The organism is Sphingomonas astragali, assembly GCF_051400615.1.
In the GTDB taxonomy this organism is placed as follows: Bacteria; Pseudomonadota; Alphaproteobacteria; order Sphingomonadales; family Sphingomonadaceae; genus Sphingomonas.
Genome location: NZ_JBLFFH010000001.1, coordinates 1,037,435 through 1,051,909, shown reverse-complemented (window position 1 = coordinate 1,051,909; position 14,475 = coordinate 1,037,435). Strand labels below are relative to the sequence as shown.

11 protein-coding genes, 1 pseudogene and 1 riboswitch are annotated in these 14,475 nt (G+C 69.0%); of the genes and pseudogenes, 3 read left to right on the top strand and 9 right to left on the bottom strand.

Annotated features, from left to right (window positions below):
- Positions 1-29: 29 nt before the first annotated feature.
- The 5 genes from gcvPB to pgi all read right to left on the bottom strand — a co-directional run bounded on the left by gcvPB (position 30) and on the right by pgi (position 6,457).
- Entirely contained in the window at positions 30-1,604 is a 1,575-nt protein-coding gene (gcvPB, locus tag ACMGER_RS05310) for an aminomethyl-transferring glycine dehydrogenase subunit GcvPB (protein ID WP_436811058.1), read from the bottom strand.
- Positions 1,601-2,959 carry an aminomethyl-transferring glycine dehydrogenase subunit GcvPA gene (gcvPA, locus tag ACMGER_RS05305; protein ID WP_436811057.1) on the bottom strand — a complete coding sequence of 453 codons (1,359 nt, stop codon included), beginning with the start codon at positions 2,957-2,959 and terminating at the stop codon, positions 1,601-1,603. Before gcvPA ends, gcvPB begins: the two co-directional genes overlap by 4 nt.
- 128 nt (positions 2,960-3,087) lie before the next feature.
- Entirely contained in the window at positions 3,088-3,459 is a 372-nt protein-coding gene (gene gcvH / locus ACMGER_RS05300) for a glycine cleavage system protein GcvH (protein ID WP_436811056.1), read from the bottom strand.
- Between the two features lie 4 nt (positions 3,460-3,463).
- Positions 3,464-4,555 (bottom strand): glycine cleavage system aminomethyltransferase GcvT, encoded by a 1,092-nt coding sequence (gene gcvT, locus ACMGER_RS05295; protein ID WP_436811679.1) that lies wholly within the window; start codon positions 4,553-4,555, stop codon positions 3,464-3,466.
- 263 nt (positions 4,556-4,818) lie between these two features.
- Positions 4,819-4,913, bottom strand: a riboswitch (glycine riboswitch).
- A gap of 53 nt (positions 4,914-4,966) precedes the next feature.
- Positions 4,967-6,457: a glucose-6-phosphate isomerase gene (gene pgi / locus ACMGER_RS05290; protein WP_436811055.1), complete on the bottom strand. Its 1,491-nt coding sequence runs from the start codon at positions 6,455-6,457 to the stop codon at positions 4,967-4,969.
- A gap of 79 nt (positions 6,458-6,536) precedes the next feature.
- Here pgi and lepB point away from each other — a divergent pair, with 79 nt between their 5' ends.
- The 3 genes from lepB to era all read left to right on the top strand — a co-directional run bounded on the left by lepB (position 6,537) and on the right by era (position 8,980).
- Complete coding sequence (gene lepB / locus ACMGER_RS05285; protein ID WP_436811054.1) at positions 6,537-7,352, top strand: signal peptidase I; 816 nt, start codon at positions 6,537-6,539, stop codon at positions 7,350-7,352.
- The gene (gene rnc / locus ACMGER_RS05280; RefSeq protein WP_436811678.1) at positions 7,349-8,014 is read left to right on the top strand and encodes a ribonuclease III; all 666 of its coding nucleotides are present in this window, start codon (positions 7,349-7,351) and stop codon (positions 8,012-8,014) included. The genes lepB and rnc overlap by 4 nt, the downstream gene beginning before the upstream one ends.
- Before the next feature lie 72 nt (positions 8,015-8,086).
- Positions 8,087-8,980, top strand: coding sequence for a GTPase Era (era, locus tag ACMGER_RS05275; RefSeq protein WP_436811053.1), 894 nt, complete (start codon positions 8,087-8,089; stop codon positions 8,978-8,980).
- A 49-nt stretch (positions 8,981-9,029) separates the two neighbouring features.
- Here era and ACMGER_RS05270 read toward each other — a convergent pair whose 3' ends face one another.
- From ACMGER_RS05270 to serA, 4 genes and pseudogenes are all read right to left on the bottom strand, one after another.
- Entirely contained in the window at positions 9,030-11,174 is a 2,145-nt protein-coding gene (locus ACMGER_RS05270) for a TonB-dependent receptor (protein ID WP_436811052.1), read from the bottom strand.
- Positions 11,175-11,301: 127 nt separating this feature from the next.
- A complete protein-coding gene (locus ACMGER_RS05265; protein WP_436811051.1) occupies positions 11,302-12,390 on the bottom strand; it encodes an ATP phosphoribosyltransferase regulatory subunit in 1,089 nt (362 codons plus the stop codon).
- Positions 12,390-12,728 (bottom strand): annotated as a pseudogene (locus tag ACMGER_RS05260) (endonuclease domain-containing protein). The gene ACMGER_RS05265 and the pseudogene ACMGER_RS05260 overlap by 1 nt, the downstream one beginning before the upstream one ends.
- A gap of 106 nt (positions 12,729-12,834) precedes the next feature.
- Complete coding sequence (gene serA / locus ACMGER_RS05255) at positions 12,835-14,412, bottom strand: phosphoglycerate dehydrogenase (RefSeq protein ID WP_436811050.1); 1,578 nt, start codon at positions 14,410-14,412, stop codon at positions 12,835-12,837.
- Positions 14,413-14,475 lie beyond the last annotated feature (63 nt).

Here is a 14,475-nt window from a genome sequence, read left to right as displayed (position 1 = left end):
GAAGACTGCGTCGCCAGCGTCTCCCGGCGCTACTCCGCCGCCTCCGCCAGCGCGGGCTCCTTCCACACCAGCACCGGCCTGCGCGCCGCCAGCGTCTCATCGAGTCGGCGGCGTGGGGCGAAGTGAGGAGCAGACTTGAGCGCCGGATCGCCGGCCTTGGCGCGCTCCGCCACCGATCTAAGCGCGCCGATGAACTGGTCGAGCGCCGCCTTGCTCTCGGTCTCGGTCGGCTCGACCAGCATCGCACCGTGGACGACGAGCGGGAAGTACATCGTCATCGGATGATAGCCCTCGTCGATCAGCGCCTTGGCGACGTCGATCGTGGAAAAGCCCTCGGCCAGCCCCTCGTCGGAGAAGATCGCCTCGTGCATACACGGCCCCGACGCCGCGAACGGCGCGTCGAGCGTGCCCTCCAGGCTGCGCAGGACATAGTTGGCGTTGAGCACCGAATCCTCGGCGACCTGCCTCAGACCGTCGGCGCCGTGGCTCAGGATATAGGTCAGCGCCCGCGTGAACATGCCCATCTGCCCGTGAAACGCGGTCATCCGTCCGAAGGTCGCGGGATGGTCCTCGTCCGCAGTCTCCTCCTCGACAAGCTTGTAGTGGCCATCCGGCATCTTCGCGACGAAGGGGAGCGGGCCATAGGGCGACAGCGCCTCCGACAGCACCACCGGCCCCGCGCCGGGCCCGCCGCCGCCGTGCGGCGTCGAGAAGGTCTTGTGAAGGTTGATATGCATCGCGTCGATGCCGAGGTCGCCCGGCCGCACGCGGCCGACGATCGCGTTGAAGTTGGCACCGTCGCAATAGACGTAGCCGCCCACGGCATGGACCGCGTCCGAGATCGCCTTCATGTCGCGCTCGAACAGGCCGCAGGTGTTGGGATTGGTGATCATCACCGCGGCGACGTCGGGTCCCAGCCGGGCGGTGAGCGCGGCGAGGTCGACGCGGCCCTCGGCCGTGGCCGGGATGTCCTCGACCGTATAGCCGGCGAAGGCGGCGGTGGCGGGATTGGTGCCGTGCGCGCTCTCCGGCACCAGGATCACCTTGCGGTGCCCTTCGCCGCGCGCCTCCAGCGCCGCCTTGATCGCGAGGATGCCGCACAGCTCGCCGTGCGCGCCGGCCTTGGGGCTCATTGCGACGCCGTGCATCCCGGTCAGCGTGATCAGCCATACGGCGAGCTGGTGGATCACCTCCAGCGCGCCCTGGACCGTGTCGATCGGCTGCAGCGGGTGGAGATCTGCGAAGCCCGGCATCCGCGCGACCTTCTCGTTGAGGCGCGGATTGTGCTTCATCGTGCAGCTGCCGAGCGGGAACAGCCCGAGGTCGATCGCATAGTTCTGGCGGCTGAGGCGCGTATAGTGACGCACCGCCTCGGGCTCGCTGAGGCCGGGCAGGCCGATCGGCGCGGAACGCTCCAGTCCAGCCAGGCGGGCGCCGCTCGTCGCAGGCGCCGGGCCGAAATCGACGCCGGTGGTTTTAGTCGAGCCGATCTCGAAGATCAGCGGCTCCTCCAGCATCAGCGCGCGGTTGCCGGTGAAGGTCGCGGCCTCGCTTGCGCCGGCGTGGGGCGCTTCGGGGCGCCAGCCGCTCGGGTTGATCGTCATGCCAGCACCTCCCTCAGCGCCTCGGCAAGTACGGCGACATCCTCCGCCGTGGTGGTTTCGGTGACGGCGACGACGAGCCCGTTCTCGAGCTCGGCTGTGCCGGGATACAGCCGGCCCAGCGAGACGCCGGCGAGGATGTCGCTGTCGGCGAGCTGGCGCACGACCGGGCGCGCCTCCTTGGCGAGCCGCAGGGTGAACTCGTTGAAGAAGCTCGGCGTCACCAGCTCGACGCCAGGCACCTCGGCCAGCCGGTCGGCAGCGGCGGACGCGGCGGCGTGGTTGACCCCGGCGAGCTGGCGCAGGCCAGCCTCCCCCAGCAAGGTCATGTGGATCGAGAAGGCGAGCGCGCACAGCCCCGAATTGGTGCAGATGTTCGACGTCGCCTTCTCGCGTCGGATATGCTGCTCGCGGGTCGAGAGGGTGAGGACGAAGCCGCGCTTGCCGTCGGCGTCCATGGTCTCGCCGCAGAGGCGGCCCGGCATTTGGCGGACCAGCTTCTCCGAGCAGCCGAACAGCCCGACATAGGGGCCGCCGAACTGGAGCCCGACGCCGATCGACTGGCCCTCGCCGACGACGATGTCGGCGCCCATCTCGCCCGGCGACCTGAGCAGACCGAGCGCGACCGGCTCGGTCACCACCGCGACCAGCAGCGCCTTCTTCGCGTGGCACGCCGCGGCAAGCTCGGACAGGTCGGCGATACGGCCGAGGATATCGGGATACTGGACGACCACGCACGAGGTGTCGTCGTCGATCTTGTCTAGCAGCGCCGCGGTGTCCGGCTCCGCCGACAGGCTGGGCAGCGAGGTTTCCAGCACGTCGCCGGTGAACCTGGCCATCGTCCTCGCGACCGAGACGTAATGCGGGTGCAGCCCGCCGGAGAGCACCGCCTTCCCCCGCCGCGTCACCCGCCGCGCCATCACGATCGCTTCCCAGCAGGCGGTCGAGCCGTCGTACATCGAGGCGTTGGCGACGTCGGTCCCGAGCAGGCGCGCGACCTGCGTCTGGAACTCGAACAGCATCTGCAGCGTGCCCTGCGCGATCTCCGGCTGATAGGGCGTGTAGGCGGTCAGATACTCGCCGCGCTGGATGAGATGGTCGACCGACGCCGGCACATGATGCCGATAGGCGCCGCAGCCGAGGAAGAAGGGCGCGTCGCCCGCGGCGAGGTTCCTGCGCGCAAGCGCGGCCATGTGCCGCTCGACCGCCAGCTCCGAGGCATGGAGCGGCAGGCCCGGGATCGGACCGTCGAGCCGCGCGGCCTCGGGCACGTCGACGAACAGGTCGTCGATCGACCTGGCGCCGATGACGCCGAGCATCGCCTCGCGGTCAGGCTGGGTGAGAGGGAGGTAGCGCAATGTCATTCTCCAAGCCCCTCCTCTTCAGAGGAGGGGTAGGGGGTGGGGGAGTGCTGTCTCACCGAGCCCATCGCCCGCGGATAGTCCCCACCCCAACCCCTCCCCTGAAGGGGAGGGGCTTTAAGGGGTTACAGCTTGCTCACGAAATCCTGGTACTTGGCCTCGTCCATCAGGCTCTCCAGCTCGCCCGCATCGGCGATGGTGAGCCTGAAGAACCAGCCGTCGCCCTCGGGATTCGAATTGACGAGGCTCGGATCGTCGGTGAGCGCGGCATTGCCCTCGATCACCGTGCCGGAGACCGGCGAGTAGACGTCGGACGCGGCCTTGACCGACTCCACCACCGCGGCGTCGTCGCCCTTGGCGAGCCGGCGGCCTTCCTCGGGTACCTCGACGAACACGATGTCGCCGAGCTGGCCCTGGGCGTAGTCGGTGATGCCGACGGTCGCGGTATAGCCGTCGACGTCGATCCACTCGTGGTCTTCGGTGAAATAGCGGCTCATCTGTTCAGGCTCCCTGGCGAACGTAGCGATGGGGGACGAAAGGCATGGCGGTGACGGTGGCTTGATGCAGCTTGCCGCGCTGGGTGAGCGTCACCTTGCTGCCGGGCGCGGCGAAGGCGGCGGCGACATAGGCCATGGCGATCGGCGCGCCGACGCTTGGCGCGAAGCCGCCGGAGGTGACGCGGCCGATCTCGCTGCCTTCGTCGTCGACCACCAGCGCGCCCTCGCGCACCGGCTGGCGGCCCTCGACGGCGAGGCCGACGCGCTTCACCGCCGGCCCCTGCTCGCGCTCCAGCATGACGCGGGCATGGCCGGGGAAGCCGCCTTCCTCGCGCCGACGCTTCGACAGCGCGAAGCCGAGGTCGGCCATCACCGGCGTGGTCTCGGGATCGAGGTCGTGGCCGTAGAGCGGCAGCCCCGCCTCCAGCCGCAGCGAGTCGCGCGCGCCGAGGCCGATCGGCTTGACCTCGGGCTCGGCGGTGATCGCGTCGGCGAACGCCTCGGCGCGATCGGCCGCGACCGAGATCTCGAACCCGTCCTCGCCGGTATAGCCCGAGCGGCTGACCCACAGCGGCGTCCCCGCCCAGTCGAAGCGGCCGCCGGTCATGAACACCAAGGTCTCGACGCCGGGCGCCAGCCGCTTGAGCGCATCGACCGCCTTCGGGCCCTGCAGCGCGAGCAGCGCGTGCTCGTCCATGTGGTTGAGCGTGATGTCGTCGGGCAGCGAATCGCGCAAATGGCCGATGTCGTCGAACTTCACCGCGCCGTTGACGACCATGTAGATGCCGCCCGGCCAGCGCGTGATCATGATGTCGTCAAGGATGCCGCCGTTCTCGGCGAGCAGCAGCGAATAACGCTGCTGATGGACCTTCAGGCCCTTCACGTCGGCGGGAATCAGCGCCTCGAGCGCCTCGTCCAGGCCTTCGCCCGAGAGCAGCAGCTGACCCATGTGGCTGACGTCGAACAGCCCGGCCGATTCGCGCACCCACAGATGCTCGGCCATGATCCCTTCGTACTGGACGGGCATGTGATAGCCGGCGAAGGGCACCATCCGACCGCGCCGCGCGCGGTGCCAGGCGTCGAGCGGGAGCGTCATCGGCTCAGGCGCAGCTTCGCCGCCGTCGGGATCGCCGCTATAGGGCGTACCGCGCGCCTGATGGTGCTGGTCGGTCGGACCGTTGTGGACTTCCTCGCTCATCGTCGGCCTTCCGTCAGTGGGATTCGCGACGGCAACCGCACGAGCTTCGTGCATCGTTCCGCCGCCCCCTCTGTCACGGAAACCTGAGAGCTTTCGCCCGGCGCCGGTCCGGGCTTACCCCTTCGGTGGCCCCGCTCGCGCGGGACGCTTTCCAGAGTGTCGGGCCTCGCGCGGTCCCTTGTGCCTGAGAGATTCCGGGGCGGTTGCTCCTTCGGCGGCGAGGGGTTTTGCCCTCACTCTCTCCCGCGCGAGCCTCGGCCGGTCACCCGGCCTCGACCGTGCAAGCTCTGGCCGCGCCTTCTGCCCGAGTCAATCGCCGAACGCGCGGGCGATCAAATCCGCTGTGGACGGATCGAAGTCCCCGCCACCCCGGTCGGCCGCCTTGGCCATCTCCTTGCCGAGCTCGACGCCGAACTGGTCGAACGGGTTGATCCCCAGCAGCGCCGCGCTGGTGAAGACGCGCTGCTCGTAGAAGGCGATCAGCGCGCCGAGCGTGCGCGCGTCGAGCGTGTCGAGCAGGATCGTGCTCGACGGCCGGTTGCCCGGATAGCTGCGAGCGGCATCGTCGTTGGGCCGCCCCTTCATCAGCGCCGCGCCCTGCGCGAAGGCGTTGAGCAGCAGCTGGCGGTGATGGCCGTCGGCCAGCGCATCGCCCGGCTCGATCGAGGCGACGAACTCGACCGGCACCAGATGCGTGCCCTGGTGGAGCAGCTGGAACACCGCGTGCTGCGCATCGGTGCCGACGCCGCCCCAGGTGATCGGCGCGCTCGGGCGACCCAGCGGCTTGCCGTCGACGGTGACGCCTTTGCCGTTCGACTCCATCTCGAGCTGCTGGAGATAGGAGGGCAGCAGCCGCAGCCGCTCGTCATAAGCGAAGGTCGCGCGGGTCTCGCAATGCCTGACCTGCGCGTAGAACAGGTCGGCGAAGGCGGCGAGCACGGGGGCGTTCTCGTGCAAGGCGGCCAGCCGGAAATGGCGGTCCATCTCGGCCGCGCCCTCCAGCAGCTCCTGGAACGAATCCCAGCCGAGCGCGAGCGCCGCCGGGAAGCCGATCGATGACCACAGCGAATAGCGACCGCCGACGCTCTCGGCGAAGGGCAGCACCCGCGTCTCGTCGACGCCCCATTCGATCGCCTTCTCGGGCGCGGCGGTGAGTGCGATCACCCGGCCATAGGGATCCTCGACCCCGTCCTCGGCCAGCCAGGCGAGCGCGCTCTGCGCGTTGAGCAAGGTCTCGGTGGTGGTGAAGGTCTTGGAGGCGACCACCACCAGCGTCGCCGCCGGATCGAAGCGCGCGAACGCCTCCTCCAGCGCCGCGCCGTCGACGTTGGAGACCACCGCCACCTCGTAGCGCGCACTGTCGCGGCCGAGCGCGTCGACCAGCAGGTCCGGCCCCAGCGCCGATCCGCCGATGCCGATGTGGAGGACGTGGCGGATCGGCCCCAGCGCGTCGGCCTCGATCGCGTCGATGAGGGCACGCATTCGGGCGTGGAGCGCCTGGGCGCGGGCGACGCTCTCCTCCGCGCCCTCGCCGCGTTCGGCGGTGTGCTCGGCGGCGCGGCCCTCGCTGGTGTTGACCGCCTCGCCGGCGAACAGCGCGTCGCGCCTGGCGGCGAGGCCCATCGCCTTGGCCAGCCCTTCGAACGCCGCGATCGCCGCCGCGTCGAGGTGGGTCTTGGAGAAATCGAAATGGATGCCGGCGACATCGACCGAGAATCGCGCGACGCGCTCCGGGTCGGCCGCGAACAGCTCGACGAGGCTGGGGGGATTCAGCGCCTCGACCTTCGACCAGTCCGTCATGTGCATCTCCTTGGGGGACAGGGCCACCTAAAGCCTAATGCTTGACGCGCAAGGCGCGCCGCCACATGCCCTGCACATCATGTCCGACACCGCGACCGCTCCGGCGACAAAGCCCAAGCGCTCCGAATGGCGCGAGACCCTGAGCTTCCTCGTGAAGCTCGCGATCATCGTGTTCATCTTCCGGAGCTTCATCCTCTCGCCCTTCTCGATCCCGAGCGAGTCGATGCTGCCGAGGCTGCTGATCGGCGACTATCTGTTCATCTCCAAATGGAACTACGGCTATTCGCGGCATTCGCTGCCGTTCAGCCTGCCGCTGATCCCCGGCCGCATCTTCCCGTCGACGCCCGCACGCGGCGACGTGGTGGTGTTCAAGGCGCCGCCGGGCAACAAGGCCGATTATATCAAGCGCGTGATCGGCGTCCCCGGCGACACCATCCAGGTGGTCCGCGGCCAGCTCGTGCTGAACGGCAAGCCGGTGCCCAAGCAGCGCGTCGCCGACTTCATCGTCCCGATCACCCCCAACTACGGCTGCGAGGCGCAGTTCCAGGACGACGTCGGCGGCAAGCCGGTGTGCCGCTACCGGCAGTTCCGCGAGACGCTGCCGAACGGCAAGAGCTACAACGTGCTCGACCGCGGCTATTATCCGCAGGCGGACGATACCGGCGTCTACACCGTGCCCGCCGGCCACTTGTTCATGATGGGCGACAACCGCGACGCCAGCGCCGACAGCCGCTTCCCCGCCGTCGAGGGCGAGGCGATCGGGCTGGTGCCGATCGAGAATGTCGAGGGCAAGGCGCTGGTCAACTTCTGGTCGACCGACGGCACCGCCAACTGGTTCCTGCCCTGGACCTGGTTCACCGCGGCGCGGTGGCATCGCCTCGGGATGGGCTTCTGAGCAGCGATCTCGACGCCTGGCTTGCCGCGACGTTCGGCGCCGCCCCCGCGAACCGCGCCGCCTTCGAACGCGCGCTGACCCACGGCAGCCAGGCCGCGGCGAACTACGAGCGGCTGGAGTTCCTCGGCGACCGCGTGCTGGGGCTGGTGATGGCGGAGTGGCTCTACGAGCGCTTCGCGGACGAGCCCGAGGGCCAGCTCTCGAAGCGGCTCAACGCCCTGGTGACCGGCCCCGTCTGCGCGGAGGTCGCACGCGAGCTGGGGGTGCCGGCGCATCTCCGGCTCGGTAAGCAGGCACGCGACGACGGCGCCGCCGCCAGCGACAATGTGCTGGGCGACGTGATGGAGGCGCTGATCGGCGCTCTCTACCTCGACCGCGGGCTGGAGGCAGCCCGCGCCTTCGTCCGCGAACGCTGGGCCGACCGCATCGACCAGCTCCGCGCGCCGCAGCATCCCAAGTCCGCGCTGCAGGAATGGGCGGCCGCGCACAACCGTCGCCCGCCCGAATATGCGGTGGTGGATCGCATGGGGCCGCATCACGCGCCGCGCTTTCGGGTGAAGGTCGCGATCGGCAAGCTTGCGGAGGCGGAGGGCGAGGGCACGTCGAAGCAGGAGGCAGAGACGGCGGCGGCGGCGGCATTGCTGGAGAGGTTGAGGGCGTGATTGGAGAGCTTAATCCGTGCGGATAATTCGCCCTTCGACAAGCTCAGGACGAACGGGTGAAGGGAACACCCCATGACCCAGCATTGCGGCCTCGTCGCCGTCGTCGGCGCCCCGAACGCGGGCAAGTCGACGCTCGTCAATGCGCTGGTCGGGCAGAAGGTGGCGATCGTCAGCCCCAAGGCGCAGACCACGCGCGCGCGGCTGATGGGGATCGCGATCGCAGACGACACCCAGCTCCTGCTCGTCGACACGCCCGGCATCTTCGAGCCGCGGCGCCGGCTCGACCGGGCGATGGTCGCCGCCGCCTGGAGCGGGGCTGAGGGCGCCGACCTGATCGCGCTGGTGGTCGACGGCAAGGCCGGGATCGGACCCAAGGTGACCGCGATCATCGAGGCGCTCAAGGCCCGCCCCGAGCCCAAGCTCCTCGTCCTCAACAAGGTCGACGTCGCCGACAAGCCGCGCCTCCTCGGCCATGCTGCCAAGCTCAACGAGTTGCTGCCGTTCGCCGAGACCTTCTTCGTCAGCGCAACGACCGGCGACGGCGTCGCCGAGCTCAAGGCAGAGCTCGCGAGACGAATGCCCGAAGGTCCCTGGCATTTTCCCGAGGACCAGGTCGCCGACGTCACCGACCGGATGCTCGCCGCGGAGGTGACGCGCGAGCAGCTCTATCACCAGCTCCACGCCGAGCTGCCCTACGACAGCGCGGTCGAGACCGAGCTTTACAAGGAGCGCGACGACGGATCGGTCGAGATCCACCAGCAGATCCTGGTCGCACGCGACACCCAGCGCGCGATCGTGCTGGGCAAGGGCGGCAGCCGCATCAAGGAGATCGGCGCCCGTGCCCGCGCCGAATTGAAGGAGCTGCTCGGCGTGCCGGTTCATCTCTACCTGCACGTCAAGGTCAACCCCCGGTGGGAAGAGGACCGCGGGCTCTATCGCGACATCGGGCTCGACTGGGTCGAGTGACCGCGGCGCCGGCGTCAGAGGCTCGCCGGCGCCGCGCGCCCGTTGGCCATCAGAGGGCGAACCGCGCCGTCACGCGGATGTCGCGGCCCGCGAGCGGGGCGAAGTCCTTGAGGAAGCTCGAATGGCGCCGCGCGACGACGTCGAAGATGTTGTTCGCGCTCAGGATCAGATCGAGCTTCCTGTCGCCGAACGGCTTCCACGACGCCGACGCGTTGACCATGGTGTAGCCGGGCGTGGTCGTCTCGAACTCGGTGACGCGGTCCTGGTCGAACACATGCTCGACCTCGAACCGGCCGGTGAGCGCGTCGCTCTGCGCCTCGAGCCCGCCGAGCAGGCGGAGCGGCGGGATGCGCGGCGCCGGGCCCTGGTCGACGACATTGGCATGGACATAGTCGCCGAGCGCGTCGGCATTGATCGTCCAGCCGCCGAGCCGGGCGAGCCGAACCGAGGCATTGGCCTCCAGGCCCCAGTAGCGCGCGTCGGCCTGGAGCGACTGGAAGCACGGCAGATCGACCTCGCGCTCGGACGGCGCCGCCGCCTCCTCGCACACCGACTGCGCGACCTGGTTCTCGTAGATGAAGTTGGAGAACCAGTTGTAATAGGCCGAAGCATCGAAGCTGTAGCCGTCGCCATGGCCGTGCAAGGTCGCCTCGACCCCCCAGCCCTTCTCGGTCTTGAAGAACGGACTGCCGAGCTCCCACGCCTGGGTGCCGGCGTGCGGGCCGTTGGCGAACAGCTCCTCGGCCGAGGGTGCGCGCTCGGTGCGTGAGACGTTGAGGCCGATCCGCCACTGGGACGCGATCGCGTAGGAGGCGCCGAGCGAGCCCGACACCGTCTCGAAATGGCGCTTGCCGCCGAAGAAGGAGAGGTTGTCGGAGAGCGTCTTGGCGTCCAGGTCGGTCACCTCGTAGCGCAGACCGCCCTCGACCTTGAACGCGCCGAGATCGAGCTGCTGGAGGGTGAAGACGCCGAACTGGTTGGTCTCGTTGCGCGGCAGGAATGCCTCGTCGCCCACGACGTTGAAGGCGCGGTTGAAATATTGGACGCCCGACGCGCCCGTCCAGCCGCCGCGCTTGGCCTGGACCAGCTCGAGCCGCCCTTCCGTGCCGTTGTTGTAGAAGGCGGTGCCGATCGAGCCGTCCTCCTCCAGCTCGTAATGGCGATAGTTGGCGTGACCGATGCGCAGGCGGATCTGGTCGAGGAAGCCGCCGCCGGTATCGACCTCGCCGCGCAGGTCGACGCGGTTCTGCACGACGTCGAGCCGCGGCGCCTCCTGCTCCTGACCGGGTTCGGTCGCATAGCGGATCGGCACGCCGTAGAGGCTGTCGTAATGGCTGTAGGAGACACCGAGATTGCCGGTGTCCGTGATGATCGACGCGCCGAAGCCGGCGGTCCAGGTCTCGGCCGACGAATTGGGGAGCTTGCCCTTGAGCGCGGCCTGGCCGGCGAAGTCGATCGGCTCCTCGCCCTCCTGCGGCTCGTCGGCGCTGGCGAGCGAGGCGGCACGTGCCCAGGGCGCGAGCAGATAGCCGCCGGTCCTGAGGTTGCCCGACTTGGAATAGCTGCCGTCGGCATGGAGCACGAACGGACCGCCGACCGCGACATCGCCCGCCGCGCCGACCGTGCGCTCGTCGGCGGCCGAGCCATAGGTGGCGATGCCCTGCAGGCGATAGCCGTTCTGCGGAATGCTGCGCGGGATGCGCGTGTCGATCACGTTGACGACGCCGCCCACCGCCGACGAGCCGTACAGCAGCGCGGCGGGACCGCGCAGCACCTCGATGCGCTCGGCGAGCAGCGGATCGATGATCACCGCATGGTCGACCGAGGTGTTGGACACGTCGATCGAGCCGATCCCGTCGGTCAGCACGCGGATGCGGTCGCCCTGGAAGCCGCGCAGGATCGGCCGCGACGCGCTCGGCCCGAACGAGGTCGCCGACACGCCGGGCTGGCGCGCGAGCGTCTCGCCGATGGTCGGGCGCAGGCTGCGGGTCAGCTCCTCGCCGGTCACGACCGAGGTGCCTTGCAGCACGTCCGCTTCGCTCCGCTCGATGATGCCCGTGACGACGATGTCGCGAGGATCATCGGCATGATCGTGCTGCGGAGCCGGAGCGGCGGAGGGCGTGTCTTCCGCGAAGGCGGGGACGGAGGCGACGGCCAGCGCGATCAGGCTGGCGGCGGGGAGGAGCTTCAGCATGGTCACGCCTGTTAGGAGCAATGTTACAACGTATCAAGTCCAAATTGTCGCAATGCAGCAACAGTCGGGCAAGCCGATCCTTACGGGGAAGTTGGAGAATCGGCGTCGTTCATGTCGAAACGAGATTCTAGAGAGGCTCGGGCCCGTGCCGCGTCAGCACATGGGTGCAGAGCTGCGCCTCGGGCGTGTCGTCGCCGGTGAGCGCGGCGACGGTCACCCAGCCGTCCGCGCGCAGCTTCGCCGCCATGGCGGCATCGGTGCCGAAGGGAAGGAACAGCCGCCGTCGCTCGACCGAGCGGCCGAGCGATTCGAGGATCGAATCGGCGAAGATCGTGAAGCCCACCGCCGGCTCCTCGCGGCCGCCGTCGTGGACGATGGTGTAGCTGCCGCCGCGTCCGATCTCGCCGCGCGCGGCGCCGCCGAAGATCGAGAAGCCGACCCAGCTCTGATATTCGAACCCGTGCCGCTCGGTAGGATCGAGCGTGAGGCCGACGTCCGCCGGCAGCGCCTCGGCGATCGCGGCCAGCCCATCGAGCCGGCTGGCGAGCTGCCCATGCGCGCGCAGCTTCTCGACCGCGGCGGCGAACGGGCCTGCCGCCTCGATCAAGGGCAGATAGGCGCGATCGATCGCGGCGACGCGGCCCGCATCCTTGGCGTCGAGCGCTTCGCCGAGCGCCGCGCGCGTCTCGCGCGGGAGCGTGTCGCCGACCAGCGTCGCGAGGATGTCCGGGAGGGTGAAGTCGATCGACAGCCCCTTCACTCCGACCGCGGCGAGGGCGTCAACCGCGACGCGCACCACCTCCGTCGCGGCAGCGACGCTGTCGAGGCCGATCAGTTCGACCCCGATCTGCCGCATCGCCCGCGCCGGCCGCAGCTCCGAAGCGCGCAGCTTGAGCACCGGCCCCGCGTAGCTCAAGCGGATGGGGCGAGGGTGGTGCGCCATCCGCGTCGCCGCGATCCGGCCGATCTGCGCGGTGATGTCGGGCCGGATCGCCAGCGTCCGCTGCGACAGCGGATCGACGAACCGCACCGCGTCGCGCACCGCCCCGGCTTTCAGCCGGCGGGTGAGCTCGTCGGCATATTCGACCAGCGGCGGCTCGACCTGCTCATAGCCGTTGAGCCGGGCAGTATCGAGCACGCCCCGCTCGAGCCGCGCCGCAGCATCCGCGAACGGCGGCAGGCGATCGTCGAAGCCCTCGGGAAGAAGACCGGTCATCATATCCAAACCCTCTCCCCTCTGGGGAGAGGGTTTGGGAGAGGGGCGGTCGTCACGGCAGCAACGATCGACTGAAGGACGCCGTCCAAATTCGTCATCACATCGGCATTGGTGAACCGGATCACGCGATATCCTTCGGCTTCGAGCGCGGCAGTGCGTCGCGCATCCTAGTCCTCGTTGTCCGCGTGCATGTCGCCGTCAACCTCGACGATGCGTTTATGCGATCGGGCAATGAAGTCGGCAATCGCGCGGCCACGGACCGTCTGGCGAACAAATTTGATGCCGTTCAACCGCTTGGCGCGCAACGCGAGCCATAGTCGCGTTTCCGGCTCGGTCATCTCCGTACGTATTGCCCGCGCACGCCTCAGCAACTCCGGATCAGTTCGCGGCACTGCCCCTCTCCCAACCCTCTCCCCGAAGGGGAGAGGGCTAAGAGGTACTGGTTCAGAACGCCAGCGCCATCGCGGTCTTGACGCCCGGCAGCGCACGGACCTTGGCGATGAGGTCGGGCGTAACCGCCTCGTCGACCGAGAGCAGCAGCACCGCCTCGCCGCCCGCCTCGCGGCGGCCTAGGTGGAAGGTGCCGATGTTGACCCCATTGTCGCCGAGCAGCGAGCCCAGGCGGCCGATGAAGCCCGGCGCATCCTCGTTCACCACATAGAGCATGTAGCCGGCGAGATCGGCCTCGACCTTGATGCCGAACAGCTCGACCAGGCGCGGCGCCCGGTTGCCGAACAGCGTGCCGGCGACCGAACGCTCGCCGGCATCGGTCTTCACCGACACGCGCAGCAGCGTGTGGTAGTCGCCTTCCTTCTCGGTCCGGACCTCGCGTACCTCGAGCCCGCGCTCCTTCGCGAGATAGGGGGCATTGACCATGTTGACCGTCGCGGTCTGCGTGCGGAGGAACCCGGCGAGCACCGCACTCACGATCGGCTTCGGGTTGAGCTCGGCGGCCGCTCCCTCGGTATGGATCGAGATGCGCGGGATCGCGCCGTGGCTGAGCTGGCCGACCAGGCTGCCGAGCTCCTCGGCCAGCGCCATGTACGGCTTCAGCCGCGGCGCTTCCTCCGCCGACAGGCTGGGCATGTTGAGCGCGTTGGTGACGCCGCCGGTGGTGAGGAAGTCCGCCATCTGCTCGGCGACCTGGATCGCGACGTTGACCTGCGCCTCGCTGGTCGACGCGCCGAGATGCGGGGTCGAGACGAAGTTGGGCGTGCCGAACAGCGGCGATTCCTTGGCCGGCTCGGTCACGAATACGTCGAGCGCGGCGCCGGCGACATGGCCCGAGTCCAGGCCCTCCTTGAGTGCCGCCTCGTCGATCAGCCCGCCGCGCGCGCAGTTGATGATGCGCACGCCCTTCTTGGTCTTGGCGAGGTTCTCGCGGGAGAGGATGTTGCGCGTCTGGTCGGTGAGCGGCGTATGCAGCGTGATGAAGTCGGCGCGGGCGAGCAGCTCGTCGAGCTCGACCTTCTCGACCCCGATCTCGATCGCGCGCTCGGGGCTGAGGAAGGGATCATAGGCGATCACCTTCATCTTGAGGCCCTGCGCGCGGTCGGCGACGATCGAGCCGATGTTGCCCGCGCCGATCAGGCCAAGCACCTTCGACGTCAGCTCGACGCCCATGAAGCGGTTCTTCTCCCACTTGCCGGCCTGGGTGGAGGCGTCGGCCTCCGGCAGCTGGCGGGCGAGCGCGAACATCAGCGCGATCGCGTGCTCGGCGGTGGTGATCGAGTTGCCGAACGGCGTGTTCATCACCACCACGCCCTTGGCCGAGGCATAGGGGATGTCGACATTGTCGACGCCGATGCCGGCGCGGCCGACCACCTTGAGGTTGGTCGCGGCGTCGAGGATCTCCTTGGTCACCTTGGTCGCGCTGCGGATGGCGAGGCCGTCGTACCGGCCGATGATCGCCTTCAATTCGTCCGGCGTCTTGCCGGTGATCTCGTCGACCTCGATCCCGCGCGCGCGGAAGATCTCGGCGGCGGTGGGGTCCATCTTGTCGCTGATGAGGACTTTGGGCATGGGCCTATTCCTGTCGGAAGCCGTGCTCCTGCGAAGGCAGGAGCCCTGAGTTTCAAAGGATGT